Annotated in this window: 24 protein-coding genes and 1 riboswitch; of the genes, 8 read left to right on the top strand and 16 right to left on the bottom strand. The window is 72.1% G+C overall.

The features are described from left to right. Positions 1-171 precede the first annotated feature (171 nt). From EDF20_RS02900 to rplU, 3 genes are all read right to left on the bottom strand, one after another. Positions 172-1,347, bottom strand: coding sequence for an alcohol dehydrogenase catalytic domain-containing protein (locus EDF20_RS02900; protein WP_123546222.1), 1,176 nt, complete (start codon positions 1,345-1,347; stop codon positions 172-174). 135 nt (positions 1,348-1,482) lie between these two features. Next, positions 1,483-1,752, bottom strand: a complete 270-nt coding sequence (gene rpmA / locus EDF20_RS02895) for a 50S ribosomal protein L27 (protein ID WP_133737644.1) — start codon at positions 1,750-1,752, stop codon at positions 1,483-1,485. 38 nt (positions 1,753-1,790) lie between these two features. Continuing rightward, positions 1,791-2,102: a 50S ribosomal protein L21 gene (gene rplU / locus EDF20_RS02890; protein ID WP_123546218.1), complete on the bottom strand. Its 312-nt coding sequence runs from the start codon at positions 2,100-2,102 to the stop codon at positions 1,791-1,793. Positions 2,103-2,190: 88 nt separating this feature from the next. Here rplU and EDF20_RS02885 point away from each other — a divergent pair, with 88 nt between their 5' ends. Beyond that, the gene (locus EDF20_RS02885) at positions 2,191-2,865 is read left to right on the top strand and encodes a hypothetical protein (protein WP_133737643.1); all 675 of its coding nucleotides are present in this window, start codon (positions 2,191-2,193) and stop codon (positions 2,863-2,865) included. Positions 2,866-2,884: 19 nt separating this feature from the next. Here the strand turns inward: EDF20_RS02885 and EDF20_RS02880 are convergent, their stop codons facing one another. The 6 genes from EDF20_RS02880 to dnaE all read right to left on the bottom strand — a co-directional run bounded on the left by EDF20_RS02880 (position 2,885) and on the right by dnaE (position 11,308). Then, on the bottom strand, positions 2,885-3,337 hold the full coding sequence (locus EDF20_RS02880) for a DUF779 domain-containing protein (protein WP_133737642.1): 453 nt from the start codon (positions 3,335-3,337) through the stop codon (positions 2,885-2,887). Then, complete coding sequence (locus tag EDF20_RS02875; RefSeq protein WP_133737641.1) at positions 3,337-4,878, bottom strand: aldehyde dehydrogenase family protein; 1,542 nt, start codon at positions 4,876-4,878, stop codon at positions 3,337-3,339. The genes EDF20_RS02880 and EDF20_RS02875 overlap by 1 nt, the downstream gene beginning before the upstream one ends. 54 nt (positions 4,879-4,932) lie before the next feature. Then, on the bottom strand, positions 4,933-6,285 hold the full coding sequence (locus EDF20_RS02870) for a helix-turn-helix domain-containing protein (RefSeq protein WP_133737640.1): 1,353 nt from the start codon (positions 6,283-6,285) through the stop codon (positions 4,933-4,935). 128 nt (positions 6,286-6,413) lie between these two features. Then, entirely contained in the window at positions 6,414-6,749 is a 336-nt protein-coding gene (locus tag EDF20_RS02865) for a TraR/DksA C4-type zinc finger protein (RefSeq protein WP_243833346.1), read from the bottom strand. Beyond that, positions 6,746-7,768 (bottom strand): glutathione S-transferase C-terminal domain-containing protein, encoded by a 1,023-nt coding sequence (locus EDF20_RS02860; RefSeq protein WP_133737639.1) that lies wholly within the window; start codon positions 7,766-7,768, stop codon positions 6,746-6,748. The genes EDF20_RS02865 and EDF20_RS02860 overlap by 4 nt, the downstream gene beginning before the upstream one ends. Before the next feature lie 33 nt (positions 7,769-7,801). Then, positions 7,802-11,308 carry a DNA polymerase III subunit alpha gene (gene dnaE, locus EDF20_RS02855; protein WP_133737638.1) on the bottom strand — a complete coding sequence of 1,169 codons (3,507 nt, stop codon included), beginning with the start codon at positions 11,306-11,308 and terminating at the stop codon, positions 7,802-7,804. Positions 11,309-11,454: 146 nt separating this feature from the next. Between dnaE and EDF20_RS02850 the strand changes: the two genes are divergently transcribed. Together EDF20_RS02850 and EDF20_RS02845 are read left to right on the top strand one after the other, a co-directional pair. Continuing rightward, on the top strand, positions 11,455-12,771 hold the full coding sequence (locus EDF20_RS02850; protein ID WP_123546206.1) for an aromatic acid exporter family protein: 1,317 nt from the start codon (positions 11,455-11,457) through the stop codon (positions 12,769-12,771). 180 nt (positions 12,772-12,951) lie between these two features. After that, on the top strand, positions 12,952-14,316 hold the full coding sequence (locus EDF20_RS02845) for a glucose-6-phosphate dehydrogenase (RefSeq protein ID WP_243833344.1): 1,365 nt from the start codon (positions 12,952-12,954) through the stop codon (positions 14,314-14,316). 62 nt (positions 14,317-14,378) lie between these two features. Here EDF20_RS02845 and EDF20_RS02840 read toward each other — a convergent pair whose 3' ends face one another. The 7 genes from EDF20_RS02840 to EDF20_RS02810 form a co-directional block, all read right to left on the bottom strand. Further along, a complete protein-coding gene (locus EDF20_RS02840) occupies positions 14,379-16,184 on the bottom strand; it encodes a glycoside hydrolase family 15 protein (RefSeq protein ID WP_133737636.1) in 1,806 nt (601 codons plus the stop codon). Positions 16,185-16,228: 44 nt separating this feature from the next. After that, a complete protein-coding gene (gene pnuC / locus EDF20_RS02835; protein WP_123546200.1) occupies positions 16,229-16,915 on the bottom strand; it encodes a nicotinamide riboside transporter PnuC in 687 nt (228 codons plus the stop codon). 70 nt (positions 16,916-16,985) lie between these two features. After that, positions 16,986-17,124: riboswitch (FMN riboswitch) on the bottom strand. Between the two features lie 55 nt (positions 17,125-17,179). Continuing rightward, the gene (locus EDF20_RS02830; protein ID WP_123546198.1) at positions 17,180-17,506 is read right to left on the bottom strand and encodes a DUF6504 family protein; all 327 of its coding nucleotides are present in this window, start codon (positions 17,504-17,506) and stop codon (positions 17,180-17,182) included. A gap of 73 nt (positions 17,507-17,579) precedes the next feature. Beyond that, complete coding sequence (locus EDF20_RS02825) at positions 17,580-18,860, bottom strand: type II toxin-antitoxin system HipA family toxin (RefSeq protein WP_123546196.1); 1,281 nt, start codon at positions 18,858-18,860, stop codon at positions 17,580-17,582. Continuing rightward, on the bottom strand, positions 18,857-19,204 hold the full coding sequence (locus EDF20_RS02820; protein WP_158614602.1) for a helix-turn-helix domain-containing protein: 348 nt from the start codon (positions 19,202-19,204) through the stop codon (positions 18,857-18,859). Before EDF20_RS02820 ends, EDF20_RS02825 begins: the two co-directional genes overlap by 4 nt. A 96-nt stretch (positions 19,205-19,300) precedes the next feature. Beyond that, the gene (locus EDF20_RS02815; protein WP_123546192.1) at positions 19,301-20,353 is read right to left on the bottom strand and encodes a phosphatase domain-containing protein; all 1,053 of its coding nucleotides are present in this window, start codon (positions 20,351-20,353) and stop codon (positions 19,301-19,303) included. A 44-nt stretch (positions 20,354-20,397) separates the two neighbouring features. Then, a complete protein-coding gene (locus tag EDF20_RS02810) occupies positions 20,398-21,120 on the bottom strand; it encodes an SOS response-associated peptidase (RefSeq protein ID WP_133737635.1) in 723 nt (240 codons plus the stop codon). Positions 21,121-21,257: 137 nt separating this feature from the next. On the opposite strand from EDF20_RS02810, the gene EDF20_RS02805 reads away from it, so the two are divergent. From EDF20_RS02805 to EDF20_RS02785, 5 genes are all read left to right on the top strand, one after another. Beyond that, positions 21,258-21,905: a TetR/AcrR family transcriptional regulator gene (locus EDF20_RS02805; protein WP_123546190.1), complete on the top strand. Its 648-nt coding sequence runs from the start codon at positions 21,258-21,260 to the stop codon at positions 21,903-21,905. A 132-nt stretch (positions 21,906-22,037) separates the two neighbouring features. Beyond that, positions 22,038-22,943 carry an ATP-binding cassette domain-containing protein gene (locus EDF20_RS02800; RefSeq protein WP_123546188.1) on the top strand — a complete coding sequence of 302 codons (906 nt, stop codon included), beginning with the start codon at positions 22,038-22,040 and terminating at the stop codon, positions 22,941-22,943. Then, positions 22,940-23,668: an ABC transporter permease gene (locus tag EDF20_RS02795; RefSeq protein WP_133737634.1), complete on the top strand. Its 729-nt coding sequence runs from the start codon at positions 22,940-22,942 to the stop codon at positions 23,666-23,668. The genes EDF20_RS02800 and EDF20_RS02795 overlap by 4 nt, the downstream gene beginning before the upstream one ends. Next, positions 23,665-24,405, top strand: a complete 741-nt coding sequence (locus EDF20_RS02790) for an ABC transporter permease (RefSeq protein WP_123547245.1) — start codon at positions 23,665-23,667, stop codon at positions 24,403-24,405. Before EDF20_RS02795 ends, EDF20_RS02790 begins: the two co-directional genes overlap by 4 nt. Continuing rightward, positions 24,402-25,334, top strand: a complete 933-nt coding sequence (locus tag EDF20_RS02785; protein WP_133737633.1) for an ABC transporter substrate-binding protein — start codon at positions 24,402-24,404, stop codon at positions 25,332-25,334. The genes EDF20_RS02790 and EDF20_RS02785 overlap by 4 nt, the downstream gene beginning before the upstream one ends. Position 25,335: the final 1 nt, after the last annotated feature.

Below are 25,335 nucleotides of genomic sequence, written 5' to 3'. Positions count from 1 at the left end.
CCTCGTTGTGTGTTCGACACCAGTCCATCATCCGGTAGCTCCGTGTGGGGTGAACGGACCTGCGTGTTCCGGTGAACGGTGGGCGAACTCAGGGCCGGACCCGAGGCCGGGGGCGCAGGAGGCGCCTCCTCGGCTCTCGGGTCCGGCCCGGTGAGCGGATGGTGCGGTCGGTCAGGGCTTGAGGACGACCTTGATGCAGCCGTCCTCCTTCTTCTTGAAGATCTCGTACATCTCGGGCGCCCGGTCGAGGGGCACCGGGTGCGTCGTGAGGTCCTCGGTGCCGAGCGGGTCGGACGGGTCCTCGACGAGGGGCATGAGGGTGTCCATCCACTGGTGCACGTTGCACTGGCCCATGCGGATGGTGATCTGCTTGTCGAAGAGCGTGAGGAACGGCGTCGGGTCGGCGGTGCCGCCGTACACGCCGCTGAGCGAGACGGTGCCGCCGCGGCGGACGACCTCGAAAGCGAGGTGCATCGCGCTGAGGCTGTCGACGCCCGCCTTCTGCATCAGTGCCTGGCCGACCTTGTCGGGCAGCGCCGCCGCGAACTTCTGCACCATGCTCACGCCGCCGTGGTCGTGGGCCTCCATGCCGACCGCGTCCACGACCGAGTCGGGCCCCCGGTCGTCGGTCATGCCCTTGATGACGTCGGCCACGTCTTTCGTGAGGTCGAGGACCTCGACGCCGTGGCGCTCCGCCATCGCGCGGCGCTCGGGCACCGGGTCGACGCCGATGACGCGGAAGCCCTTGTGCACGCCGATGCGCGAGGCGAACTGGCCGACCGGGCCGAGGCCCAGCACGACGACGGTGCCGCCGTCGGGCACGTTCGCGTACTCCACGCCCTGCCAGGCGGTGGGGAGGATGTCGCTGAGGAAGAGGTAGCGCTCGTCGGGGAGGTCGTGGCCGACCTTGACGAGGTTGGCGTCGGCGAGCTTGATGCGCAGCTGCTCGGCCTGGCCGCCGGGGACCTGCCCGTAGAGCTTGGTGTAGCCGTAGAGGGTGGCGCCGGAGCCGTACTCGGTGACCTGGGTGGTCTCGCACTGCGAGAAGAGGCCGCGCTGGCACATGAAGCACTCGCGGCAGGCGATGACGAAGGGGACGACGACGCGGTCGCCGACCTGGATGCGCGAGACGGCGGAGCCGACCGCGGTCACGACGCCCATGGTCTCGTGGCCGAGCACGTCGCCTTTGTCGAGGTAGGGGTCGAAGACGTCGTACAGGTGCAGGTCGCTGCCGCAGATCGCGGCGGACGTGACCTTGATGATCGCGTCGGCGGGATCGACGATGGTGGGGTCGGGCACCTCGGTGACGGCGACGTCGGCGATGGACTGGTAGGTGAGAGCCTTCATCCGTCCCGTCTACGCCGGGGGACCGGGAGCGCCCTGGACCGGGAGGGTACAAGGCGGGGGGACACGACGACGGCGGCCGCCCCCGTGAGGGGGCGACCGCCGTCGGACGGTCCCGCGCGTGCGCGGGACCGGGTGCTACGCGTCGACCGCGACCTGGCTCGCGACGATGTTGACGACCTTGCGGCCGCCCTTGTTGCCGAACTCGACCGCGCCGGGGGCGAGGGCGAACAGGGTGTCGTCACCGCCACGACCGACGTTGGCGCCGGGGTGGAAGTGGGTGCCGCGCTGGCGGACGATGATCTCGCCGGCGAGGACGACCTGGCCGCCGAAGCGCTTCACGCCGAGGCGCTGTGCGTTCGAGTCGCGGCCGTTACGAGTGGACGATGCGCCCTTTTTGTGTGCCATGTGGTGTCAGCTCCTGGGATGTCTTCGGCGTCGCGGTGCTACTTGGTGGTGATCGAGGTGATCTTGACGCGGGTCAGGTCGGCACGGAAGCCCATGCGACGCTTGTAGCCGGTCTTGTTCTTGTAGTTCTGGATGACGATCTTCGGGCCGCGGAGGTCGTTCAGGACCTCGCCCTCGACGGTGACCTTCGCGAGGTCGTCGCCGGTGAGGATCGTGTCGCCGTCGACGTGCAGGACGGGGACGAACGAGACGGTGTCGGATGCCGAGGCCTTGAGGCGGTCGACGGTCAGGATCGTCCCGACCTCGACCTTCTCCTGACGGCCGCCGGCGCGCACGATTGCGAATGCCATGGGAACTCCTGGGAAGATTGGGGTGTGACGTCCGGATCGCCGGACGACGTCGCGCTGCCGCTCGGGCAACTTGGATAGTCTTTCACAGATGTCACGACCGATCAAACTTCGACGCCCGCCGCAGTTCACGGCCGAGATCGTCGACGACGCCCGGGGGCGCCTCGTCGACCTGCTGGCCGACCTGCACGCCCTTACGACCGAGCACGGCGACGACATCGAGGTCTGGGGCTCCGCCGTCACGGCGGCGGGCTGGGAGATCGCGAGCCTGGGGCAGTGGCTGGCTCTCGAGGGGGAGGCGGTCCTGCTGCTGGGCGGCGCCTCCTACCCGGAGATCGCCGAGCACCAGGGCACCAGCGCGTCGGCGGTCCACGGCCGGGTCGGCCGGTCGCTGACGCTCGGCCCGTACGCCCAGGCCGCGGGGCCGGACGGCGCCACGACGCGGGTCACCGCGGAGGGGCTGGCGCACGCCCGTGCCGAGTACGTCGCCGAGGCCGGGGTCGACCCTGCCTCGGCCGACGACGGGCCGCAGGCCCCCGCGGGCAGCTCGTCGGGTGACTCGCTCGCGGAGCGGCTGCCCGAGGTGCTCCGCGCCGGGGCCCTGCGCACCACCGGGATCGTCGAGGCGCTCCCGGGCTACCGCCGCTCGAGCGTGCTCTCGACCCTCTCGGTCCTGGCGCGGCAGGGCGTCATCGTGCGGACCGGCCACGGCGTCTACGCCCTGCCGCCCGCCGAGGGCGGGACGGCAGCGGCGCAGACGCCGTAGACCTGCGGGGTCCTCTCGGTCAGCTCCCCGGGACTAGCCCGAGGGCTGCCTGCTCGGCGTCGTCGAGCATGCGCGACCGGATCAGGAACCGGCGCCCCTCGGGCGACTCGACCGAGAAGCCGGCGCCCCGGCCCGCGACGACGTCGATCGTGAGGTGCGTCCACTTCCAGTACTCGAACTGGCTGCGCGACATGTAGACCTCGATCGGGTCGAGACCGTCGACGTGCAGGTCGCCGAGGTGGACGTCGACCGCGCCGACCCGGAAGAAGCCCACCGGATAGCACATCGGCGACGAGCCGTCGCAGCAGCCGCCCGACTGGTGGAACATCAGGGGGCCGTGCTCGGCCGTGAGGTCGACGAGGAATGCCGCCGCCTCCGCGGAGACGTCGACCCGGGAGGGCAGGGCGACCGCTTCGGGGGCCGGGGCAGGATCGGCCGGGACGACCCGAACCTCCTTCGCTGCGGTCTCCATCAGAAGAAGCCCATCGGGCCGTCCGCGTAGCTGACGAGCAGGTTCTTCGTCTGCTGGTAGTGGTCGAGCATCATCTTGTGGTTCTCGCGCCCTATGCCGGACTGCTTGTAGCCGCCGAACGCCGCTCCCGCGGGGTACTGGTGGTAGGTGTTCGACCAGACGCGGCCGGCCTGGATGTCGCGGCCGGCCCGGTAGAGCTGGGCGCCGTTGCGGCTCCACACGCCGGCGCCGAGGCCGTAGAGGGTGTCGTTGGCGATCTTGATCGCGTCGTCGTAGTCGGAGAAGCTCGTGAGGCTGAGGACCGGGCCGAAGATCTCCTCCTGGAAGATGCGCATCGAGTTCCTGCCCTCGAAGATCGTCGGGTTCACGTAGTAGCCGTCGGTGAGGTCGCCGCCGAGATCGGCGCGGTCGCCGCCGAGCAGCAGCGTCGCCCCCTCCTGCTTGCCGATGTCCATGTAGCTGAGGATCTTCTCGAGCTGGTCGTTCGAGGCCTGAGCGCCGATCATGGTGTCGAGCGAGAGGGGGTCGCCCTGCTTCACCTTCTTCACCCGCTCGATGCCGTCGGCCGTGAACTGGTCGTAGATCGACTGCTGCACGAGCGCCCGGGACGGGCAGGTGCAGACCTCGCCCGAGTTGAGGTTGAAGAACGAGAAGCCCTCGAGCGCCTTGTCGTAGAAGTCGTCCTGCTCGTCGGCGACGTCGGCGAAGAAGACGTTGGGGCTCTTGCCGCCGAGCTCGAGGGTGACGGGGATGAGGTTCTCGCTGGCCATCTGCATGATGAGCCGGCCGGTGGTCGTCTCGCCGGTGAAGGCGATCTTGCGGATGTTCGGGTGGCTGGCCAGGGGAGCGCCGGCCTCGACGCCGAAGCCGTTGACGATGTTCAGGACGCCGGCGGGCAGCAGGTCCTTGATCAGGTCCATGAAGACGTGGATCGACGCGGGCGTCTGCTCGGCCGGCTTCAGCACGACGCAGTTGCCCGCGGCGAGGGCAGGGGCGAGCTTCCACACCGCCATCAGCAGGGGGAAGTTCCAGGGGATGATCTGGCCCACCACGCCGAGCGGCTCGTGGAAGTGGTACGCGACGGTGTCGCCGTCGATCTCGCCGGTCGAGCCCTCCTGGGCGCGGATGGCGCCGGCGAAGTACCGGAAGTGGTCGATCGCCAGCGGCACGTCGGCGGCCAGCGACTCGCGGATCGGCTTGCCGTTGTCCCAGGTCTCGGCGACGGCCAGCATCTCGAGGTTCGCCTCCATCCGGTCGGCGATCTTGTTGAGGATGATCGAGCGCTCGGTGATGGTGGTGCGCTTCCAGGAGTCGAAGGCCCGCCACGCCGCCTCGACGGCGCGGTCGACGTCCTGCGCGTTGCCCCGGGCGACCTCGGTGAAGGGCTTGCCGTTCACGGGGCTGGGGTTCTCGAAGTACTTCCCGCTCGCCGGGGCGACGTACTCGCCCCCGATGAAGTGGTCGTATCGGGCCTCGAACTGCACGGCGGCGCCCGGCTGGCCGGGCTGCGCGTAGGTGCTCGGGGGAGTGGTGACGGTCATGGCTGTCCCTTTCGACGACGGTGTCGGAGGCCACGGATCGCGCGGCCCGTGGGGTCAGGGTAGGTCGGCCGACGTTGCGTCCCGTTGCGCGTCTCGATCCGCTGCGGTACCCCCGACGGCGCCCGCGACGAGACCCGCCCGGCGGGGCGACCGGGGCGGCAGCAGCCGCAGCAGCTCGCGGCGGGCCGGCTCGTCGTCGGCGCCCTGGGCGGTGGCCACCCACTGCAGCAGCACGTCGACCGAGCCGGAGGTGCGCAGGGACTCCCCGAGGTGTCGCGCGAGCTCGGCGCGGAGGCTCTCGACGCCCGGGGCCGACGAGCCCGGCAGGAGCGGGCCCGTCGCGGCGCGCAGGGCGGCGCGGTGCGCGCCGCGGTCGAGCAGGTGCACGACCTCGTCGGCGTCCGTGGCCAGTCCCGTCGGCAGCCGGTACGGCCGCGACGTCGGCACGAGCGAGGGGGCGACCGCCTCGAGCACGTGGCGGAGCCGGACGAGCTCGGGCCGCAGGGTGCCGACCGCGCCGCGCTCGCCCCAGATCGCGTCGGCCAGCGCCTCGGCCGACCACCCCTCCGGCCGAGCGGCGAGCAGGAGGAGGAGCTCGGAGTGCCGGGCGCTCAGCGTCGTGGCGGTCCAGCCGGCGTGGAGCACCGCCTCGTCACGGCCGAGCACGTCGAGCCGCGGGGGTGCCGGCGTCGCCGGACCGGTCTGGTGGGCCCGAGGCCGTCGGGCGGGGCGGGAGCCGGTCCTGGGGCTGGAGGCGGCGCCGGGGGCCGCGCCTGCGCCGGTGCCGACGCGGCGTGGGGACCGCGTCCTCGAGAGGGCGAGCTCCGCCTCCATCGCGGCGACCGTCGCGCGCAGCAGCGGCAGCGTCTGCTCGCCGGCGGCACGGTCGTCGCCGGTGATGTCGACCACGCCGATGAGGCGTCCGTCGGCGGGGTCGTGCACGGGGACGGCGGTGCAGCTCCACTCCTGGACGAGGTGGGAGAAGTGCTCGGGCCCCCTGACCTGCACGCCGCGGTCGAGCTCGAGGGCGGTGCCGGGCGCGGAGGTGCCGACCCTCGACTCGGCCCAGCCGGCCCCGGCGACGAAGAGCATCGACTCGGCCCGGCGCCGTGCCTCGCGGTCGCCCTCGACCCAGAGCAGGCGACCGCGTTCGTCGCCGACGGCCACCAGCAGGCCGCTGCCCTCGACGTCGTCGATCAGGAGGCGCTGGACGACCGGCAGCAGCAGCGCGAGCGGGTGCTCGCGGCGCCACGAGGCCAGGTCGTCGTCGGGCAGCTCGAGCAGGGGGAGCGCGTCGGGGTCGACACGGTGGTCGGCGGCCCGCTTCCAGGACGCCGCGAGCAGGAGCCGGCGCGCGGCCCCGCGGGACGCACGAGCGGTCGGCGGGTCGGGTCGGGCCGCTGCCATGTCGCCCCTCGTCATCGAGCGGAGGCGTCGGCAGGGCAGTCGGGCCCGGCATCGTCGCCGTGGTGTCGGCAGCCTACGTCGCGGCTGCTCGCGGCGGAAGTGCCGCGGGGGTGCCCCGCAGGGCAGGGTCAGCGAGCGCAGTCGATGCAGAGGCGGGCGGTGGGCCGGGCCTCGAGCCGCGCCTCGCCGATCCGCGCGGCGCAGCGCTCGCAGCGGCCGAAGGTGCCGTCGGCCACCCGGCCGAGCGCCGCCTCGGCGTCGGCGGCGCGCTCGAGGGCTGAACGACGGACCGCGTCGAGCTGCGACCGTTCGTAGGCGATGGTCGAGCCCTCGGGGTCGTGTTCGTCGTCGACGTTCGCTCCCTCGCGGGCCTCGGCCACCGCCTCCATGTCGCGCAGGAGTCGCTCGGCCAGCGCGAGCGCCTCGTCACGGGTCCGGCGTAGCTGCCCGGTCGGGTCGGTCACGCGACGAGCGGCGGCACCCGCTCGCCCTCGGGAGGCGCGGCCGGCGGAGTGCCGTCGCCGAACGGCCGCCCGCCGAGCTCCTCACGGCCGTGCTCGGTCAGCCAGCCCGACGGGTCGGGGCCGGCCGGGACGATCCCCGTCGGGTTGATGTCGCTGTGCACCACGTAGTAGTGCGCCTTGATCTGGGCGAAGTCGATCGTGTCGCCGAAGCCGGGCGTCTGGAACAGGTCGCGGGCGTAGGCCCAGAGCACCGGCATCTCTGCCAGCTTCGAGCGGTTGCACTTGAAGTGGCCGTGGTAGACGGCGTCGAAGCGGGCGAGGGTGGTGAAGAGGCGGATGTCCGCCTCGGTGATGGTGTCACCCACGAGGAAGCGCTGCCCCGCGAGGCGCTCGGACAGCCAGTCGAGGCGCTCGAAGAGCGTGCGGTACGCCCGCTCGTAGCTCTTCTGCGAGCCGGCGAACCCGGCGCGGTACACGCCGTTGTTCACGTCGCGGAACACGACGGCGTTCACCTCGTCGATCTCGGCGCGCAGGTGCTCGGGGTAGAGCTCGGGCGCACCCTCGCGGTGGTGCTCGGTCCACTCGGTGGCGAAGTCGAGGGTGATCTGCGGGAAGTCGTTGGTGACCACCTTGCCGGTCGGCACGTCGACGATCGCGGGCACGGTGATGCCGCGGGCGTAGTCGGGGGTGCGGGCGAGGAACGCCTCCTGCAGGCGCTCGATGCCGAGCACGGGGTCGCGGCCGTCCGGGTCGAGGTCGAAGGTCCAGCTGCGGGCGTCGTGGGTCGGCCCGGGCAGGCCGAGCGAGATCGCTCCCTCGAGGCCGAGGAGGCGGCGCGAGATGACGGTGCGGTTGGCCCAGGGGCAGGCGCGGGCGGCGACGAGCCGGTAGCGGCCGGCCTCGACGGGCCAGCCGTCGACGGCGTCGCGCGTGATCCTGTCCTCGATGTAGTTCGTGTCGCGGGTGTACTCCTGGCCGGGCTCGACGTACGTGCCCTTCGCCTGCTGCTCGTCGCTCATGCTCGCCACCCTACGCAGACGCGTCCGAGAGCCTCACGCGGACGCGTCCGAGAGGTCGGGCAGCTCGTGCCCCTCCGGTGCCGCTCCGGCCGCGCCCGCCGCCGCACGACCTGCCTGCCAGTCGCGCCACATCGCCTTGAGGTCCCAGGCGGCCTCGGCCTCGAGCGAGATGCCGCGCTCGCCGGTGCGCCTGGTCCGCCCCTGGATCAGCAGCAGCTTCGTGCCGAACAGCAGCGGCCCCGACCTCGCCTGCGCCTCCTCGAAGAACGTCGCGTCGGCGCAGCCCGTGCCGTCGTCGACGCTGATGAACACGACCCGTTTGCCGCTGCGCATCGGCGGCGTCTGGGTGGCGATCCGGATTCCCGCGACGAGCACGGTGGTGCCGTTCCAGTGGTCGCGCAGATCGGCTGCCCGGACGACGCCGAGGTCGTCGAGCATCGGGCGGTAGCTCTCGATCACGTGCTCGCTGACCTCCATCGACAGGATGTCGAGCTCGTCGCCCACCCTCTCGCGCAGGCTCACGTCGGGGGTGCCGGTGGGCACCTCCGCCGAGTCGTCGACCGAGAAGTCGAGCTGGTTCTGCACGTCGGAGGCGCGTGGCCGTGCGGTGCGCTGCGTCAGCGACCGCACACGGGCGAGCACGTCGCCCCTCGTCCGCCCGGGGCCGGCAAGGGAATCGAGCGCGCCGACCTGCGCCAGCCGCTCGATCAGCCGCCGCGACGGCGTGGCCCGCTGCCAGAAGTCGGTGATCGACTCGTAGGGCCGGCCCACGACGACGCGGGCGAGCTCGGAGTCGCTGATGCCGTGCACGTCGGACAACGACAGCCGGATGCCGAGGTCGCCGGGGCGGCTGGGCGCGATCGGCGTCGCCGGGGCACGCACCCGCTCGACCCTGTAGACGTCGGTCGACGCGTTGACGTCGAGCGGCAGCACGGGCACGCCCATGCGTCGCGCCTCGGTCAGCAGCAGCCGCTTCGGGTACATCCCGGGGTCGTGCGTCAGCACCCCGGCGAGGAACTCCGCCGGGTAGTGGGTCTTGAGCCAGGCGGTCTGGTAGGTGGGCAGCGCGAACGCGGCGCCGTGCGCCTTGCAGAAGCCGAAGGAGCCGAACCCCTTGAGCACCGCCCAGATCTTGTCGACCTGGGCGTCGGTGAACCGCCTCCTGCCGTCGTCGTCGACGTTCCCGGTCGTGCGGCGTCGGAACTCGACCTCGAGGGCGTCGTCCTGGCCCTTGCCCATGTGCCGGCGGATCTCGTCGGCCTCGGCGAGCGAGACCTCCATCGTGGCCTCGAGGATGCGCAGCACGTGCTCGTGGTAGATCACCACGCCGTAGCTGTCGTCGAGGAACGGCGCGAAGCTCGGGTGCAGGTAGTCGGGCCGCTGGAACCCGTGCTTCGTGTCGAGGAACGGCGCGACCATGTTGCCCTTCATCGGGCCGGGGCGGAACAGCGAGATGTCGGCGATCAGGTCGCTGTAGCGGTCGGGCTGCATCTTGCCGATCAGCTCGCGCTGCCCGGGGCTCTCGATCTGGAACATGCCGAGGGTGTGGGTGGTGCGGATCGCCTCGAAGGTGGGCTCGTCGTCGTGCGGGATCTCGTCGAGCTCGACCCGCCCCTGCCGGTTCACGTAGGGGACGTCGACGGCGAGCCCGCCGGCCAGGGCGGCGCGGGCGCCGTTCACCCGCTCGATCTCGTCGAGCGCGTAGGCCATCGAGCTCTGCATCCGGACCCCGAGCACGTCGAGCTTCAGCAGGCCCGCGTCGTTCATGTCGTGCTTGTCGAACTGGCTCATCGGCAGCCCGATGCCGCTCGGCTGCACCGGGGTCGTGCTGAGCAGGTCGGAGTCGCCGAGGATCACCCCGCACGGGTGCATCGAGATGTGCCGGGGCAGTCGGTCGAGCCGCTCGGTCAGGTCGACGAGCAGGTCGATCTGGCCGTTCTGCCGGGCGAGGTCGGCGATGGCCCGCAGCTCGGGCTTCTCGGCCATGGCGGTGCGGAGGTCGCGGGCGTTCGAGCGCCACACGTTGTTCGCGACGAGGTCGATCTGGTCGTCGTCGAGCCCGAGGGCCTGGCCGGCGTCGCGCACCGCCCCCCGGCCGCGGTAGGTCGACTGCATGGACATGAGGGTGACCCGGTTGCTGCCGTAGCGGTCGAAGATCGCCCGGTAGATCTCGTGCCGCCTGGCCGACTCGACGTCGATGTCGATGTCGGGCAGCGTCTCGCGCTTGTTGCCGAGGAACCGCTCGAACAGCAGGTCGTGCTCGATCGGGTCGACGTTCGAGATGCGCAGGAGGTAGGTGACCAAGCTGCCGGCGCCCGACCCCCGCGCGGCGTTCCGCACCCGCATGTCGCGCATCAGGGCCGAGACGTCGGCGACGGTGAGGAAGTAGCTCGCGAAGCCGAAGCCCGTGATGATCCCCAGCTCGTAGCGCATCCGTTCGTCGACGGTGCGACGGAGGGCCTGGTCGGCGTGGCCGAAGCGCTCGGTGACGCCCGCCTCGGCCCGACGGAACAGCACCTGGTCGGGATCGCCGTCGACGCCGATGGCGCTGAGCTCGGGCGTCTTCGGTCGGCGCCAGCGCAGGTCGGCGTCGGGGTCGAGGCGGCAGCGGTCGGCGAGCCGCTCGGTCTCGGCGAGCATCTCCTCTGCCGCCCGGCGGGGGCACGAGGAGGCGTCGGCGACGAGGGTCGCCAGCGCGCGCATCTCGTCGCCCCGCTTGAGCGACGCCTGGGCGTTCGGCTGCGGGGTGAACGCCCCCAGCGGGGCCAGGTGCCCCGCCGAGTCGAGCACGTCGGCCGTGACCGCGCCGTCGGGGTCGAGGTAGCGCACCGCGTTGGTCAGCACGGCGGGCACCCCGACGTGCTCGGCCAGCTCGAGCATGCGCGCCGCGTGCCGCACGCTGCGGCTCTCGCCCGGCTCGGTGAGGTGACAGACGACCTCGACGGCCACGCCGCCGGGCAGCTCGCGCGCCCAGGCGGCCAGCGACGCCGCAGCGGCAGTGTGCCTGCCCTCCGCCACCAGCCGCCCCACGTCGGAGTCGGGCCCGAGCAGCACCGTCGCGTCGGCGCCCTCGTCGCTGCGGAGGAACGCCCGCAGCCGTGACCGCGGGATCGTCGCGACGCTGTTCGCGCTGCCGCTCACCCGCCTCGTCGCCCTGCCGTGCGCGGCGCTGATCAACCGGCAGAGAGCGGCCCAGCCCGCACCCGGACGCCCCCCGCCCGCCCCGTGCGCGAGCACCACGATCCGGTCGACCGAGGAGGCGCCCGCCCTGCCCCCGGGACCGGCACCGGCCGCAGCGCCACCCTGGCCCTCGTCGTCGGCCGTGTCGTCGACGCAGCCGAGCTCGACGCCCACGATCGGGTCGATGCCCGCCGCCCGGCAGGCGCCGATGTGCCGGATCGCCCCGTAGAGGCCGTCGCGGTCGGTGATCGCCAGCGCGTCCGCGCCGTGGGCGGCGGCGTGCTCGACGAGCTGCGCCGGCGGCGTCGTGCCGTAGTGCGCGCTGAACGACGATGCCACGTGGAGGTGGGTGAAACGCATCGTGCTGCCTCTGTGCTTCTCTCGTCGGACCTCCCGGCCGAGGTCGGTTCGAACGTGTGTTCGACGAGTGTACGTCGCACTGGCGGGGTACGACGACCCTGCCGGCGCCCCAGGCGGCGACCGCGCCCTGCTGTCATCATCGTCAGATGCCAGACCGACGAGCCGCCGCCCAGGACTCCGCCAGGACCGCCTCCCGGTGGACGCGGACCCTGCTGGCCCAGCCGCGCCTCCTCATGGCCGCGAAGGGGGCGCTCGCCGCGGCTCTCGCCTACTGGATCGCGCCCCACGTGCCCGGCGTGGCCGCCGAGTACCCCTACTACGCTCCGCTCGGGGCCGTGCTGGCGCTCTGGCCGACCGTGAAGACGTCGCTCAAGCAGGGGCTGCAGACGATCCTCGGCCTCGTGATCGGGGTGCTGCTCGCGACGACGGTGTTCGCCCTGCAGGAGGGGCAGCCGGGCGTGCTGGCCGTGGCGCTCGTCGTCGGCCTCGGCACGCTCATCGCGGGGATCCGCTGGTTGGGCGCCGGCCGCGACTGGGTGCTGACCGCCGGGCTCTTCGTGCTGCTGCTCGGCGGAGCGAACGCAGGGGACTACTCCACCGGCTACGTCGTGCAGATCGGCGTCGGCGTCGCCGTGGGCGTCCTCGTCAACCTCCTCCTGGTGCCGCCCCTCTACACCGGCCGTGCCGAGCAGCGGCTCCGGCTCGTGCAGGCGTCGCTCGCCGACCGCGCCGACGACGTCGCCACCGTGTTCGAGGCGGACTGGCCGATCGAGGACGACGACTGGGAGCGACGCGTCGCGGTCCTGCCGAGCACCCTGCGGCACGTCCGCGACGCCGTCCAGTACGCCGACGAGTCGCGCCGCCTCAACCCGCGGTGGCTGCTGCGACGACGCGACCTCGGCACCGAGTACGCCGACCTCGTCGTCTTCGAGCGGGTGGGGTTCCACCTGCAGGACCTCGCCGAGGTCTCCGGCATCCTCGGCCGCCGGATCGGCCGACAGATCGGCATCGTCGACGACCTCGCCCCCCTCGTCGCCCGTGCCGTCCGCAGCGTCGGAGAGGTGATCAGGAGGCGCGGCGGCGACGACCGGGACGCCTTCGTCACCGCCCGCCGCGACGTCGAGGCGCTCTGGCGGGCCATCGACACGCACCGCGAGCTGCCGACGGTCGCCACGAGCGGCGGCGTCTCGGTCGCCGTCTCGCTCGGACGGATCGTCGCCGCGCTCGACCCCGACGACTCGACGGCTCCCCGCCCCGACGACGAGGCGGTCGGCGACCTCGACGGAGACGGCGACGTCGATGCCGACGACGTCGCTGCCGAGGTCGGCGGCACCACGAGCACCGGCCCCGTCGACGACCCCACGGCGCCCCGCGACACCGCGCCGCGTGACAGCGAACGACGCCAGGAGGCGCAGGGCCCGGCCGCCGACGGCGAGGCGGAGGACGCTGCCCGCGAACGCTGACGGCGTCGGACGCCCGGGCGCAGTACGGTGGGGGAGGCATCGTCGCCGAACGCCCCGCCGCGCCCTGCGCCGGTCTCGCGGATGCGCCCACGGCGTGCCGCGACTCCGCCCCGGCCCGGCAGCCCGTACCCCTCACACACCGAGCGGCGACCCGTCGCCGCCTTCACGGAAGCCGTACCTGTGACAGACACCACCACCCTCATCATCCTCGGAGCCTCGGGAGACCTGACCGAGCGCCTCCTCCTCCCCGGTCTCGCGAGCCTGCTCAAGAGCGACCGCGGGGTCGACGTGCAGCTGATCGGCACCGGCCGCAGCGAGCGCAGCCCCGAAGAATGGGACGACGTCGTCACGACCGCCTTCAACGGCGACGCGGGCAGCGACCTCGCGAAGAAGACGCTGGCGTCCAGCCAGTACATCCAGGGCGACCCGACCACGGTCGAGCACCTGAAGGCCCTCTTCGAGGCGTCTGAGGGCACGCCCGTCATGTACTTCGCGCTGCCCCCGGCCATCAGCACCAAGGTGATCCAGGCGCTCGCCGAGATCGACCTGCCCGACGGCCTCCGCCTCGCGCTCGAGAAGCCCTTCGGCTCCGACGAGGCGAGTGCCCGAGAGCTCAACGCCGAGCTGCTCAAGATCGTGCCGGAGGAGCGCATCCACCGCACCGACCACTTCCTCGGTCGCGCCACGGTGCTCAACATGATCGGCCTGCGCTTCGCCAACCGCCTCTTCGAGCCGGTCTGGAACAGCGAGAACATCGAGAAGGTCGAGATCTTCTACGACGAGGTCCTCGGCCTCGAGGGCCGCGCGCAGTACTACGACAAGGCCGGCGCGCTGATCGACATGATCCAGAGCCACCTGCTGCAGGTGCTCGCCGTCATCGCGATGGACGCCCCGTCGAGCATCGACTCGGTCGAGCTGCGCAGCGAGATCGCCCGCGTGCTCCGCGCGACGTGGGTCAAGGGCGCCGACCCGATCGCCTCGAGCCGCCGCGCGCAGTACGCGGCCGGCACCATCGACGGCAAGGACGTGCCCGCCTACGCCGACGAGGACGGCGTCGACAACGCGCGCCAGACCGAGACCCTGGCCGAGGTCGAGTTCGAGGTCAAGACCCGTCGCTGGGCGGGCGTCCCGTTCATCCTCCGCTCGGGCAAGGGCATGACGAAGATCCGCAAGGAGGTGCTGATCACCTTCAAGCCGGTGCCCGCGCTCCCGGAGGGCCTCAACGGCTCGTCGACGCCCGACACGCTCCGCATCGAGATCAGCCCCGAGACGATGGAGCTCGGCGTCACGACCAACGGCTCGGGCAACCCCTTCGACCTCGAGAAGTCGACGATGTCGGTCACCCTGGGCAAGCCCGAGCTCACCCCCTACGGCGAGGTCCTCAGCGGCATCTTCCACGACGACCCGACGCTGTCGATCCGCGGTGACGTCGCCGAGCGCTGCTGGGCGATCGTCGCTCCGGTGATCGAAGCCTGGAAGGCCGGCGACGTGCCGCTCGACACCTACGCGGCCGGCTCGACCGGCCCGTCGGACTGGCCCGCCTGAGCCTCGACGCTCCTGCAGTCGACGGCCGCCCCGCTCACCGAGCGGGGCGGCCGTCGCCGTCGTCAGACGTCCTGCGACACCGGCCCGCCGTCGGCGTCCCGTGCTCGGCCGATCGCATCGGCGGCCCGGACGAGGGCGAGGTGCGACAGCGCCTGCGGGGTGTTGCCGAGGTGGTGCCCGGTGGCGACCTCGATCTCTTCCGAGAGCATGCCCACGTCGTTGGACCAGCCGACGAGCCGGTCCATCAGAGCGGTCGCCTCGGCGAGGCGCCCTGAGCGCGCCCACTGCTCGACGAGCCAGAACGAGCAGGTGAGGAACGGGTTCTCCGCGCCCTCGAGCCCGTCGACGCCGGACTCCGTGCGGTAGCGCAGCAGCAGCCCGTCGCTCATGAGGTCGTGCTCGATCGCGGCGACGGTGCCGAGCATGCGCGGGTCGTCGGGCGCGACGAAGCCCACCTGGGCGAGCTGCAGCAGCGAGGCGTCGACCTCGGAGGATCCGTAGTGCTGGGTGTAGGTGCCGCGCTCGGCGTCCCAGCCCTTCTCCTCGATCTCGCGTCGCACCTCCTCGCGGAGGCTGCGCCAGCGCTCGACGGGGCCGTCGAGGCCGTGCTGCTCGATGCCTGCGACGGCACGGTCGAGCGCCGCCCAGATCATCACTCGCGAGTGGGTGAAGTGCCGGGGCTCGCCGCGGATCTCCCAGATGCCGTTGTCGGGCCGGGTCCAGTTGTCCTCGATGAACTGCATCAGCACGCGCTGCAGGGGCCAGGAGGCGGCGCTCTCGGTGACCCCGAGCTCGCGAGCCTCGTGCAGGGCGACCATGACCTCGCCGAAGATGTCGCCCTGGTACTGCTGGTAGGCGGCGTTGCCGAGTCGCACCGGCGAGGCGCCCTCCCAGCCCGGCAGGTGCGGCAGCTCGCTCTCGGTGAGGGTGCGCTCGCCAGCGAGCCCGTACATGATCTGGACGTCGGCCGGGTCGCCGGCGATGGCGCGGAGCAGCCACTGACGCCACTTCTGGGCCTCGTCGGCGTATCCGTGGAGCATGAGGGCCTGGAGGGTCATGGAGGCGTCGCGCAGCCAGACGTAGCGGTAGTCCCAGTTGCGGGCGCCTCCTCGCTGCTCGGGCAGGCTCGTCGTCGCCGCGGCCACGATGCCGCCCGTGTCCTCGTTCGTGAGGGCGCGGAGCAGCAGCAACGACCGCCGCACCTCGGCGGCGTAGGCAGTGGGCTCCTCCGAGCGCGACGCCCAGTCCCGCCACCAGGAGACGGTCTTGTCGAGGGCCGCCTGGACGTCGACCCCGGCGGGAGGCTCGCGGTGCGAGGGGTACCAGGTGAACGTCATGTCGACCGTCTCGCCGGCGGCGACGTCGAACTCGGCCTGGTGGGCGTGGTCGACCGCGGTGAGGCGGGGGCCGCGGACGACGACCGCGTCCGGACCGGCGACGGCGAGCAGCGCGACGTCGTCGCCGTCGGGCACCTGGCGCACCCAGGGGAGGGCGGCGGCGTAGTCGAACCTGATGCGGAGGTCGACGTGCATCGCGACGGTGCCCTCGACGCCCCTGATGCGCCGCACGACGTCGGCGCGACGGTCGCCGACCGGCATCAGGTCGGTCACCTCGACGATGCCGGTCGGCGTCGTCCAGCGCGTGACGAGGACGAAGGTGTCCTCGACCCACGACCGGGTGGACGTCGAGGCGGCGTCGACCGGGGCGACGAGCCAGCGCCCGTGGTCGGGGTCGCCGAGCAGGGCGCCGAAGACGGACGCCGAGTCGAAGCGGGGCAGGCAGAGCCAGTCTATGCTGCCGTCGGTGCCCACGAGGCAGCCGGTGTGCAGATCGCCGATGAGCGCGTAGTTCTCTATGGCCAGGGGCATGGGCACATCCTGCCAGCGGCTGCTCTGATCCAACCCGGCTCGGCTCAGCGTTGCAGCGTCGGGTCGGGCCAGAGGGTCTCGACCTGCGGCTTGCTGCGGCGGGTGCGCGCCCACACGAAGAAGCCGACCAGGGTGAAGGCGCCGTAGAAGACGTACATGAGGCCCGAGGCGTAGTAGCCGGCACTGAAGAGCAGGGGCGTGCCGACGAGGTCGACGGCGACCCAGATCAGCCAGAACTCGACCCAGCCCTTGGCCATGCCCCAGGTGGCGAGCAGCGAGCCCGTGAAGATCCAGGCGTCCGCCCACACGGGCTCGTACGAGCCCAGGGCGCTGAAGACGGGGGTGAGGACGGCGGTGCCGCCGAACAGGGCCACGACGAGCACGACCCGGTTCTTCGCGCCGGCCCAGCGGGGCTCGACAGGTGCGCTCGCGCCTCCGTCGCGGGAGCGGCTCCAGCGGTACCAGCCCCAGATCGACACCGCGATGAACATCACCTGACGCCCTGCCTGGCCGAGGAGGTTCACCGGGTTCGGGGTGTCGAAGACGGCCCCGAGGAACACGGTGAACAGCAGGGCGTTGCCCACGATGCCGACCGGCCAGGCCCACACCTTGCGGCGCATGCCGCCGAGGGCGCTCAGCAGGCCGAAGACGTTGCCGATCACCTCGCGCCACAGGATCGTCTGGTCGCCCAGCACGAGCTGCGCGTCGAACAGCCAGCGGATCAGGGTCATCGTGTCCTCCTCGTCGGTGACGACGCCGGGCGTCGTCGGATCGGGGAGGCGCAACCGCAGGCGCGATCGACGCTCGCTTCTCTCATCCAGACTTTACTGTCGGCTCCAGAATTGCCCTCGCAGGGCTGTCACTGGATCAGCCTCTCGGTGTCGAGAGGGTCGCGGGCTGTCACCGCCGGTACGGAATCACACCGTCCCCGAAGCACTCGTGAGAACGAGTCTTGCACCCCGGGCATTCCCGAGGGTCGCGGGCGTCTCGCGACGTCACGCGAACAGCTGCTGCTCGACCCGGTCGTCGAACACGCCGAGGAGCAGCCACGAGCCGTCGGCGCCGTCGCAGGCGAGGTCGAAGGTGCCGTCGACCCGGTGCGCCCCGTCGGTCAGCGGCAGCGCGTCGACCCGCCAGACCGGCAGCTCGAGCAGCGCCTCCCCGGCGCCACGGGGCGCCCTGGCCGCCGATCGCCACCACTCGCGTCGGGTGACCCACCGCTCCGGCGGGCTCACCACGCCGTACACGACCCCCCGCCAGACGAACCGCAACGGCGCCCCGCCCTCGGTCGTCTCGACCGGCACCGCTTCGTCGACCTTCATGCCGCCTCCTCGTTCGAACGTGTGTTCGACCTCGAGTGTAGGTCGGGCCCCCGACATCGGCCAGGGGCCTCCGTCACCAGGGCAGCAGGCTCTCCTGCACGTGACGCGCGACGCCCCCCGGCACCCCGGCCTCGTCGGCGAAGCCGCGCCAGCCGGCGACCGCGTCGTGCACCTCCGCCACGATGTCCGACGCGCCGGGCACGAGGTGTCGGTCGGCCAGGCGCATCACGTCCGCCTCGGCGGGGTCGCGCCACACGCCGTCGACCCCCATCAGGTGCTGGTACGTGAACCTGCCCGTCGGGTTGTGCGCGAACGTCACGTCGTACGCGGGCGCCAGCTCCCACGGCGACGTCGCCGACCGGAGCAGGAACGACGTGTTCTTCGTGTGGTCGTCGTTGTTCGCCGCCAGCACGTTGAACACCATGCGCCGGAACGCCTGCGGCAGCGCCTCCCGCCCGACGACGCGGGTCGCCACGTCGAACAGCTGTCCGTAGTCGTGCACCTGTCGCTGGCGGAAGTCGAGGTGCGCCGTGCCGCAGAGGGTCACCGTGTGCGCCTTGCCCGACGGCAGCCGGTCGAAGCGCCGGGTCATGAAGTGGGCCCTGTCGCCCTCCTCGAGCAGCCGGCACTCGGCCATGTCGATGCCGGCGGCCCCTGCCATCGCCGAGTACGCCAGCTCCACCCTGCCCGACGAGTCGCCCTGCCCGAGCTCCGAGTCGGCGCCCATGCCGTCGAGCTTCAGCAGCCAGTGCTCGAACCCCTCGGGAGCCGGCAGCTGGCCGGACCGGACCTCGCCGGTCTCGCGGTCCCACGCGACCACGGCCTTGGCCCGGGCCCCTCCCGCCGACGTCCCCACCTGGATCAGGGAGCGGACCGCCGACTCGTTCTCCCGGTCGTCCGAGAACTCGGCGTCGAGGACGCTCCGCGCACCCGCGACCAGGTCGCTCAGCTCGACCGCGCTCGCGGTCCGGTGACGCGGCCCCCGGGACGGCCGGAACTCGAGGGCGCCCATCGCCCGGTCCGCCATGTAGGCCAGCCGGTCGAGCGGCGTCGCCGCCCCGCGCCCGACGCCCTGCCTCGCCAGCCACGCGTCGATCACGGCGTTCCCGAAGTCGTCGGGCAGAGCGTCCGCCAGCAACGCGGGGAGGCGGTGGAACGTCGTCTCCGGCAGCTGCGGGAACACGTGCCGGCGCCGACGGACCGGCATGGTCAGCGGGGCGAGCTCGACGCCCCGCGCCGCCCACTCGGGGTAGTACTCGAACACGTACGCACCGAGCGCGGGGTCGAGGGCGACCGCGCCGACCCGCTCGCCCCAGGCCGTGACCTCGACCGCCTGGACCGGCACCCAGCTCACGACCCGCTGCTCCCGCGCGGTGCCCGTGGCCGGTACACGCGACGACGCGGGGCCGGGTCGGCCGATCGGAGGACGTCGATGGGACTCACGGCGCTCGCCGGGGCCAGGGCGTCGAGGGCGTCCTCGGCGCCGAGGGCCCGCAGCACGCGCACCAGGGTCGAGAGGGTGCTCCCGCGGCCGTTCTCGAGCGACTGGAGGGTGCTGGTCGAGAGGTCGGCCCGGCGTGCCAACGAGATCTGGTCGAGCCCGGCATCGAGTCGCGACGCCCGCACCTGGCTGCCGATCCGGGCCTCCCACTCGTCCGTGGACCGCGCGGGGGGATCGGGGAAGGGCTGATCCATCATGGTCCTCCTGTACGTGGATTTCCGATCATAAGAGCCACATCGCATCCTGACAACCGGATTTCCCGTCATAGCGGGACCGCAACTTCTCGCGACGGCTCAGGGCGTCCGGGCGGTGACGACCCCTGCCTCCGTCAGCTGGTCCCAGAGGCCGGCGCCGTCCGGCGCGGACACCCAGGCGACATCGGTGCCCTGGGCGTGCTCCGACCGGGACCGCCCTCCGGCCAGCACGGCCTCGCTCGGCGACAGCTCGCGGATGGCCACCGCGGCCACGTTCTCGGGGTGGTCGTGCAGGAACCGGCCGTAGAGCTCCTCGTCGTGCTGCCCGTCGTCGCCGACGAGCAGCCACCGTACCTGGGGGAACTCCTCCGCCAGCCGGTCGAGCGAGCCCTGCTTGTGGAGTCGACCGCTCCGGAAGAAGCGGTCGTGCGTGGGACCCCAGTCCGTGAGCAGCAGGGGGCCGCGGGGATAGAGGTTCCGCGAGAGGAACCGCGAGAGCGTGGGGGCGACGTTCCAGGCGCCCGTCGACAGGTAGACGACCGGGCAGCCTCCCGACGACGCGTGCAGCCGTTCGTACAGGACGGCCATGCCGGGCACCGGCCGCCGAGCGTGCTCGTTGAGGACGAAGGTGTTCCACGCCGCGAGCAGGGGCCTCGGGAGGGAGGTCACCATGACCGTGTCGTCGATGTCCGAGACGATGCCGAAGCGCGCGTCGGGGTCGATCACCGCGACCGGCGCCTCCACCGGGAGGGAGCCCTCGGTCGTGATCGTCACGACGTGCCAGCCCGGCGCCAGGTCGGACTCGAGCCGCACGTCGAGGACGCCGCCGCGATCCGTGGTCACCGTCTGCGTCCGTCCGCCGATGGTCACCTCGACGACCGCGTGCTCGACGGGCACGCTCGTGAAGCTGCGCCAGCCGCGGACGTTCGCGCGGTCGGCGCCGTCGAGGGTGCCGGTCCGCGTGAGCAGCACGCGCGACAGGACACGGACCCACCCGCTCGAGCCGTAGCCCGTGTACGGCACGATCGTCGGACGCAGGCCGCGCTTGCGGGCCCGCTTCTCGCGGAACCGGTGCACGGAGTTCTCGATGCGCGCCGCCCGGTGCAGGAGGGGCTCGACAGCGGCCGGGGCCGGCTTTCGGATGTCGGGCATCCGGTCATCCTCGCACGGTCGACCGACCGTGCGCCCTCACGGCCTCACACGGGCAGCAGCAAGGAGGGGGAGTCGTTCGCGACCGAGCCGACGTCGGGGGAGACCTCGTGCACCACGAGCCGAGCGGCGATCTCGTCGGACAGCCCCGCGACGCCCTGCAGCAGGTCGTCGTCGCCCTCGGCCTCCGGGTCGAGCCAGTCGTCCATGACGTCGGCGCCGACGAGCACGGGCATCCGGTCGTGGACGGCCGCGAGCGGACCCGAGGAGGCGCGGGTCAGCACGGTCGTGGACAGCAGCCACCGGGACGGCGACCCCACCTCCGCGCCCGGGTCGCGCCACCACTCGTAGAGCGCCGCGAACAGGACGACCTCGTCGTCGGGGAGCCGCACCGCGACGGGACGCTTGCCCCCGTCGGGCAGCGCCTGCCACTCGTACCAGCCCGTCGCCGGCACGAGGGCCCGCCGTGAGGCCAGGGCCCCGCGGAACATCGGCTTCTCGGCGGCCGTCTCGGACCGTGCGTTGAACACCGGGGGGCCGACCGGACCGTCGGAGCCGGCCGGGACGAGGCCCCACCGAGCGGCGGCGAGGCGGCGCACGGGAGGCCCGCCCGCGTCGTCCCCGCGGGGCGCAGCGTCGATCAGCACCGTCACCGGGCGGGTCGGAGCGATGTTCCAGGAAGGGTCTGGGAGACTGTCGCCCGAGACGTCGACGTCGAACAAGGGCACCAGGTCGCTCGAGGCACGCGCCATCACGAATCGTCCGCACATGCGCACCATTCTCCCGGCTGCGACCGACATCGGTCGACGAGGTCGCCCTGACGCCCCCTCAGGACCCTGACCCGCCGGTCACGGACCGCACCGCACGCACCACGTCGCTCCGGCGACGCCGCACGAAGGAGAACCCCTTGCTCGTCACCGACGTCCACGACGCACTGCCCGGGGGTTCGTCGCTGCTCAGGAACGAGCCCGTGCAGGCTCGCAGCTCCGCACGGCTCACCGGCCTCCTCGACGCCGCCGCCGCGATCATCGACGAGATCGGCTATGAGCGCCTGACGACGGCGATGGTCGCCGAGCGGGCCGGCGCCTCCATCGGCACGGTCTACCGGTACTTCCCCGACCGCATCGCGGTCGTCGACGCCCTCGCGCTGCGCTGCGTGCAGCGCTTGACGAACCGGGTGGCCGACACCCTCGACGCAGACGGCGCTGCCGACTGGCGCGGCGCCGTCGACATCGTGATCGACTCCAAGGTCGAGCTCTACCGGAACGAGCCCGGCTTCCGGGCCATCCGCTTCAGCGACGCTCCCGACGCGGGCTCGCCGCAGGCCACCTCCTCGCTCAGCCCTTTCGCCGAGGCCGTGCTCGGGATGTTCGAGCAGCGCTTCGGCGTCGTCCGCGACGCCGACTCCGAGCTCGCCGTGCAGGTCGTGGTCGAGATCGGCGTCTCGCTCCTCGCGCGGGCGTTCCTCGCCGGCGGCGACGGCGACGCGCGCTTCGTGGACGAGTGCCGTCGTGTGTCGAAGTCCTACCTCGAGGCGCACCTCACCCTCGCCTGACGCGTCGGCGGGCCCCGGACGGTCCGTTCTGCGAAGAGGACGAGGCGGGGACGGCCCTCATCCGTCGTCGTGTGGTTCAGTGTCGGGACTGGCAAGTGTCGATTCGTGCTGCCCACGAGGAATGAGCCACCCATGATCGAGTTCACCTCGGTGACCAAGCAGTATCCCGACGGCACCCTGGCCGTCGACGACTTCAGCCTCGTCATCCCGTCCCGTCAGACGACGGTCTTCGTCGGGTCGAGCGGCTGCGGCAAGACCACCATCCTCAGGATGATCAACCGGATGGTCGACCCGACCAGCGGGTCGATCGAGATCGACGGAGACGAGATCGGCGGCCTCGAGCCCGTGGGCCTCCGCCGCAGCATCGGCTACGTGATGCAGAACTCGGGGCTGCTGCCGCACCGCCGGGTCGTCGACAACATCGCGACCGTCCCGGTGCTCAAGGGCGTCTCCAAGAAGGAGGCGCGGAGCCGGGCCCTGGACCTGATGGACACGGTCGGCCTCGACCGCTCGCTCGCTGACCGCTGGCCGAGCCAGCTCAGCGGAGGCCAGCAGCAGCGTGTCGGCGTCGCCCGCGGCCTCGCGGTCGACCCGAACATCCTCCTGATGGACGAGCCCTTCGGCGCCGTCGATCCGCTCGTCCGGGCCGACCTGCAGCGTGAGCTCGTCCGGCTGCAGCGCGACCTCGACAAGACGGTCGTGTTCGTCACGCACGACATCGACGAGGCCTTCCTGCTGGGCGACCAGGTCGTCATCCTCGAGAAGGGCGGCAAGATCGCCCAGAAGGGCTCGCCCGCCGAGATCCTCTCCGACCCGTCCAGCGACTTCGTGGCCGACTTCGTCGGCTCGAACCGGGGCAAGCGGGCCCTGCACATCGAGCAGACCGCCACCGGCCAGGTCGTCGTCGACGACGAGGGCCGCACGACCGGCGTGCTGACCGCACCCGGCACCGTGCCGCGCGCGAGACCGGCCAGCCCGAGCGAGGCCGGTGCCGTCTCGGCGCCGGGTGCCCCGGCGCAGGGTGGGCACGCGTCGTGAACTGGATCTGGTCGAACGCCGACTACATCTGGGACAAGACGCTGGTGCACCTCGCCCTCAGCGTGCCTCCGGTCGTCCTCGCCTTCGTCATCTCGCTGCCGATCGGCTGGCTGGCGAACCGCTACCGCGTGTCCCGCGGCATCCTCACGGTCGCCGGCCTGTTCTACGCGATCCCGTCGCTGCCCCTCTTCGTCGCCCTGCCCGCCCTCGTCGGCACGTCGCTCCGCAGCCCCGTCAACATCGTGATCGGGCTGACGCTCTACGGGGTCGCGCTGATGGTCCGCTCGGTCGCCGACGCCCTGGGCGCCGTCGAGGTCGACGTGCGCCAGTCGGCGACGGCCGTGGGCTACTCGAGCTGGCAGCGCTTCTGGCGCGTCGAGTTCCCCCTCGCCGGCCCCGTCATGCTCGCCGGCCTCCGGGTCGTGGTCGTCAGCACGGTCAGCCTCGCCACCGTGGGCGGCGTGCTGGGCGTGAACGGCCTCGGGCTGCTCTTCATCGACGGCTTCCAGCGGGACATCCCCGAGGAGATCCTCGCGGGCATCGTGATCACCATCGTCATGGCGCTCGTGCTCGACGGGATGCTCGTCCTCCTCGGCCGCGCGCTGATGCCGTGGAGCCGTCCCGGCACGCCGCGCCGCGCCTCCTCGAGGCGCTCGTCCGCCCGCTCGTCCGAGACCGGCGCCTCCTCGCCCCAGTCGTCTCGCCGAGAGGCGGTGCGCTCGTGAACTTCTTCGCAGAGGCCTTCGCGTTCATCGGCGACGGCAGCAGCTGGGGCGGCCCGAACGGCATCCCCACCCGCCTCGGCGAGCACCTCTGGTACTCGGTCGTGGCGGTCGCCCTGGCGTCGATCGTCGCGATCCCCGTCGGCTTCGCCATCGGCCACACCGGTCGGGGGCGTGCGATCGCCGTCGCCGTGTCGGGGGGAGCCCGGGCGCTGCCCACCTTCGGCGTCATCACGCTCATCGCCGGCTGGGTCGGCATCGGCCTCACGGCCCCGATGATCTCGTTCGTCATCCTCGCGATCCCGTCGGTGCTCGCCGGTGCCTACGCGGGGTTCGAGGCCGTCGACCGCTCCACCGTCGACGCCGCCCGTGCCGTCGGCATGACCGAGTGGCAGATCGTCACGCGCGTCGAGGTTCCCCTCGGGCTGCCCCTGCTGATCGGCGGGATCCGCTCGGCCGTGCTCCAGGTCGTCGCGACCGCGACGCTCGCGACCATCGTCGGCTCCGGCGGCCTCGGCAGCTACATCATCACCGGTCTGCGCGCCAACGACTACGGCACGATGCTGGCCGGCTCGATCCTCGTGATCGCCCTCGCCGTGGCCCTCGAGGTCGTCTTCTCCGTCGTGCAGCGACTCGTCGTCCCGGCCGGCGTCACCGCCGGGCGCCCCACCGACTCCCGCGCGCGCGTCGCCCGACGCGCCCCGGGCACCGCAACACCCCTCCAGGAAGGAACACAGTGAACAACACAGCGAAGAAAGGCCGGCTCACCCTTCTCGGCGCAGTCGCGATCGGGGCCGTGGTGGCCCTGGCAGGGTGCTCGTCGAGCGACCCTCTCAGCAGCGGCTCCGACGACACGGCGTCGTCCTCCGACGCCCTCGTGATCGGTTCGCAGCAGTACTACTCGAACAAGATCGTCGCCGAGCTCTACGCCCAGGCGCTCGAGGACGGCGGCTACACGGTCGACCGTCAGTACGACATCGGCCAGCGCGAGGTGTACCTGCCCGAGCTCGAGGGCGGCAGCATCGACGTGTTCCCCGAGTACTCCGGCAACCTGCTCCAGTTCTACGACGCCGAGACGACGGCCAAGACGCCCGAGGAGGTGGAGTCCGCCCTCGCCGACGCGCTGCCCGACGGCCTCACCAGCCTCACCGCCGCCGAGGCGACGGACCAGGACAGCTACAACGTGACGAAGGAGTTCTCCGAGGAGAACGGCATCACGAGCCTGGCCGACCTCAAGGACTACTCCGGCTCGATCGCCCTCGGCGCCCCGCCCGAGAACGTCGACCGTCCCTACGGCCCTCCCGGCCTGAAGAGCATCTACGGCGTCGACGTCACCTCGACCCCGATCGACGACGGAGGCGGCCCGCTGACGGCCAAGGCGCTGTCGGACGGCAGCGTCCAGATCGCCGACCTCTACTCGGCCAGCCCGCTGATCGTCGAGAACGACTTCGTCACCCTCGACGACCCCGAGAACATGATCCTGCCGCAGAACGTGGTGCCGATCGTCTCGGACAAGGTCGACCAGGGCGCCCAGGACATCATCGACGCGGTGGACGCGGCGCTGACCTCGGCCGACCTGCAGGAGATGAACTCGAAGAGCCAGACCGACAAGGAGTCCGAGGGCACCATCGCCAAGGACTTCCTCGAGAGCAAGGGGCTCGTCGGCTGAC

Origin of the sequence: Frigoribacterium sp. PhB116 (genome assembly GCF_004364285.1) — a bacterium.
Taxonomy (GTDB): Bacteria; Actinomycetota; Actinomycetes; order Actinomycetales; family Microbacteriaceae; genus Frigoribacterium.
This window is presented reverse-complemented; position numbering and strand designations above follow the sequence as displayed.

Coding starts and splice junctions, on each gene's coding strand:
- EDF20_RS02900 (WP_123546222.1), bottom strand. CDS start 1,347: ATGAAGGCTCTCACCTACCAGTCCATCGCCGACGTCGCCGTCACCGAG.
- rpmA (WP_133737644.1), bottom strand. CDS start 1,752: ATGGCACACAAAAAGGGCGCATCGTCCACTCGTAACGGCCGCGACTCG.
- rplU (WP_123546218.1), bottom strand. CDS start 2,102: ATGGCATTCGCAATCGTGCGCGCCGGCGGCCGTCAGGAGAAGGTCGAG.
- EDF20_RS02885 (WP_133737643.1), top strand. CDS start 2,191: ATGTCACGACCGATCAAACTTCGACGCCCGCCGCAGTTCACGGCCGAG.
- EDF20_RS02880 (WP_133737642.1), bottom strand. CDS start 3,337: ATGGAGACCGCAGCGAAGGAGGTTCGGGTCGTCCCGGCCGATCCTGCC.
- EDF20_RS02875 (WP_133737641.1), bottom strand. CDS start 4,878: ATGACCGTCACCACTCCCCCGAGCACCTACGCGCAGCCCGGCCAGCCG.
- EDF20_RS02870 (WP_133737640.1), bottom strand. CDS start 6,285: ATGGCAGCGGCCCGACCCGACCCGCCGACCGCTCGTGCGTCCCGCGGG.
- EDF20_RS02860 (WP_133737639.1), bottom strand. CDS start 7,768: ATGAGCGACGAGCAGCAGGCGAAGGGCACGTACGTCGAGCCCGGCCAG.
- dnaE (WP_133737638.1), bottom strand. CDS start 11,308: ATGCGTTTCACCCACCTCCACGTGGCATCGTCGTTCAGCGCGCACTAC.
- EDF20_RS02850 (WP_123546206.1), top strand. CDS start 11,455: ATGCCAGACCGACGAGCCGCCGCCCAGGACTCCGCCAGGACCGCCTCC.
- EDF20_RS02840 (WP_133737636.1), bottom strand. CDS start 16,184: ATGCCCCTGGCCATAGAGAACTACGCGCTCATCGGCGATCTGCACACC.
- pnuC (WP_123546200.1), bottom strand. CDS start 16,915: ATGACCCTGATCCGCTGGCTGTTCGACGCGCAGCTCGTGCTGGGCGAC.
- EDF20_RS02830 (WP_123546198.1), bottom strand. CDS start 17,506: ATGAAGGTCGACGAAGCGGTGCCGGTCGAGACGACCGAGGGCGGGGCG.
- EDF20_RS02820 (WP_158614602.1), bottom strand. CDS start 19,204: ATGATGGATCAGCCCTTCCCCGATCCCCCCGCGCGGTCCACGGACGAG.
- EDF20_RS02815 (WP_123546192.1), bottom strand. CDS start 20,353: ATGCCCGACATCCGAAAGCCGGCCCCGGCCGCTGTCGAGCCCCTCCTG.
- EDF20_RS02810 (WP_133737635.1), bottom strand. CDS start 21,120: ATGTGCGGACGATTCGTGATGGCGCGTGCCTCGAGCGACCTGGTGCCC.
- EDF20_RS02800 (WP_123546188.1), top strand. CDS start 22,038: ATGATCGAGTTCACCTCGGTGACCAAGCAGTATCCCGACGGCACCCTG.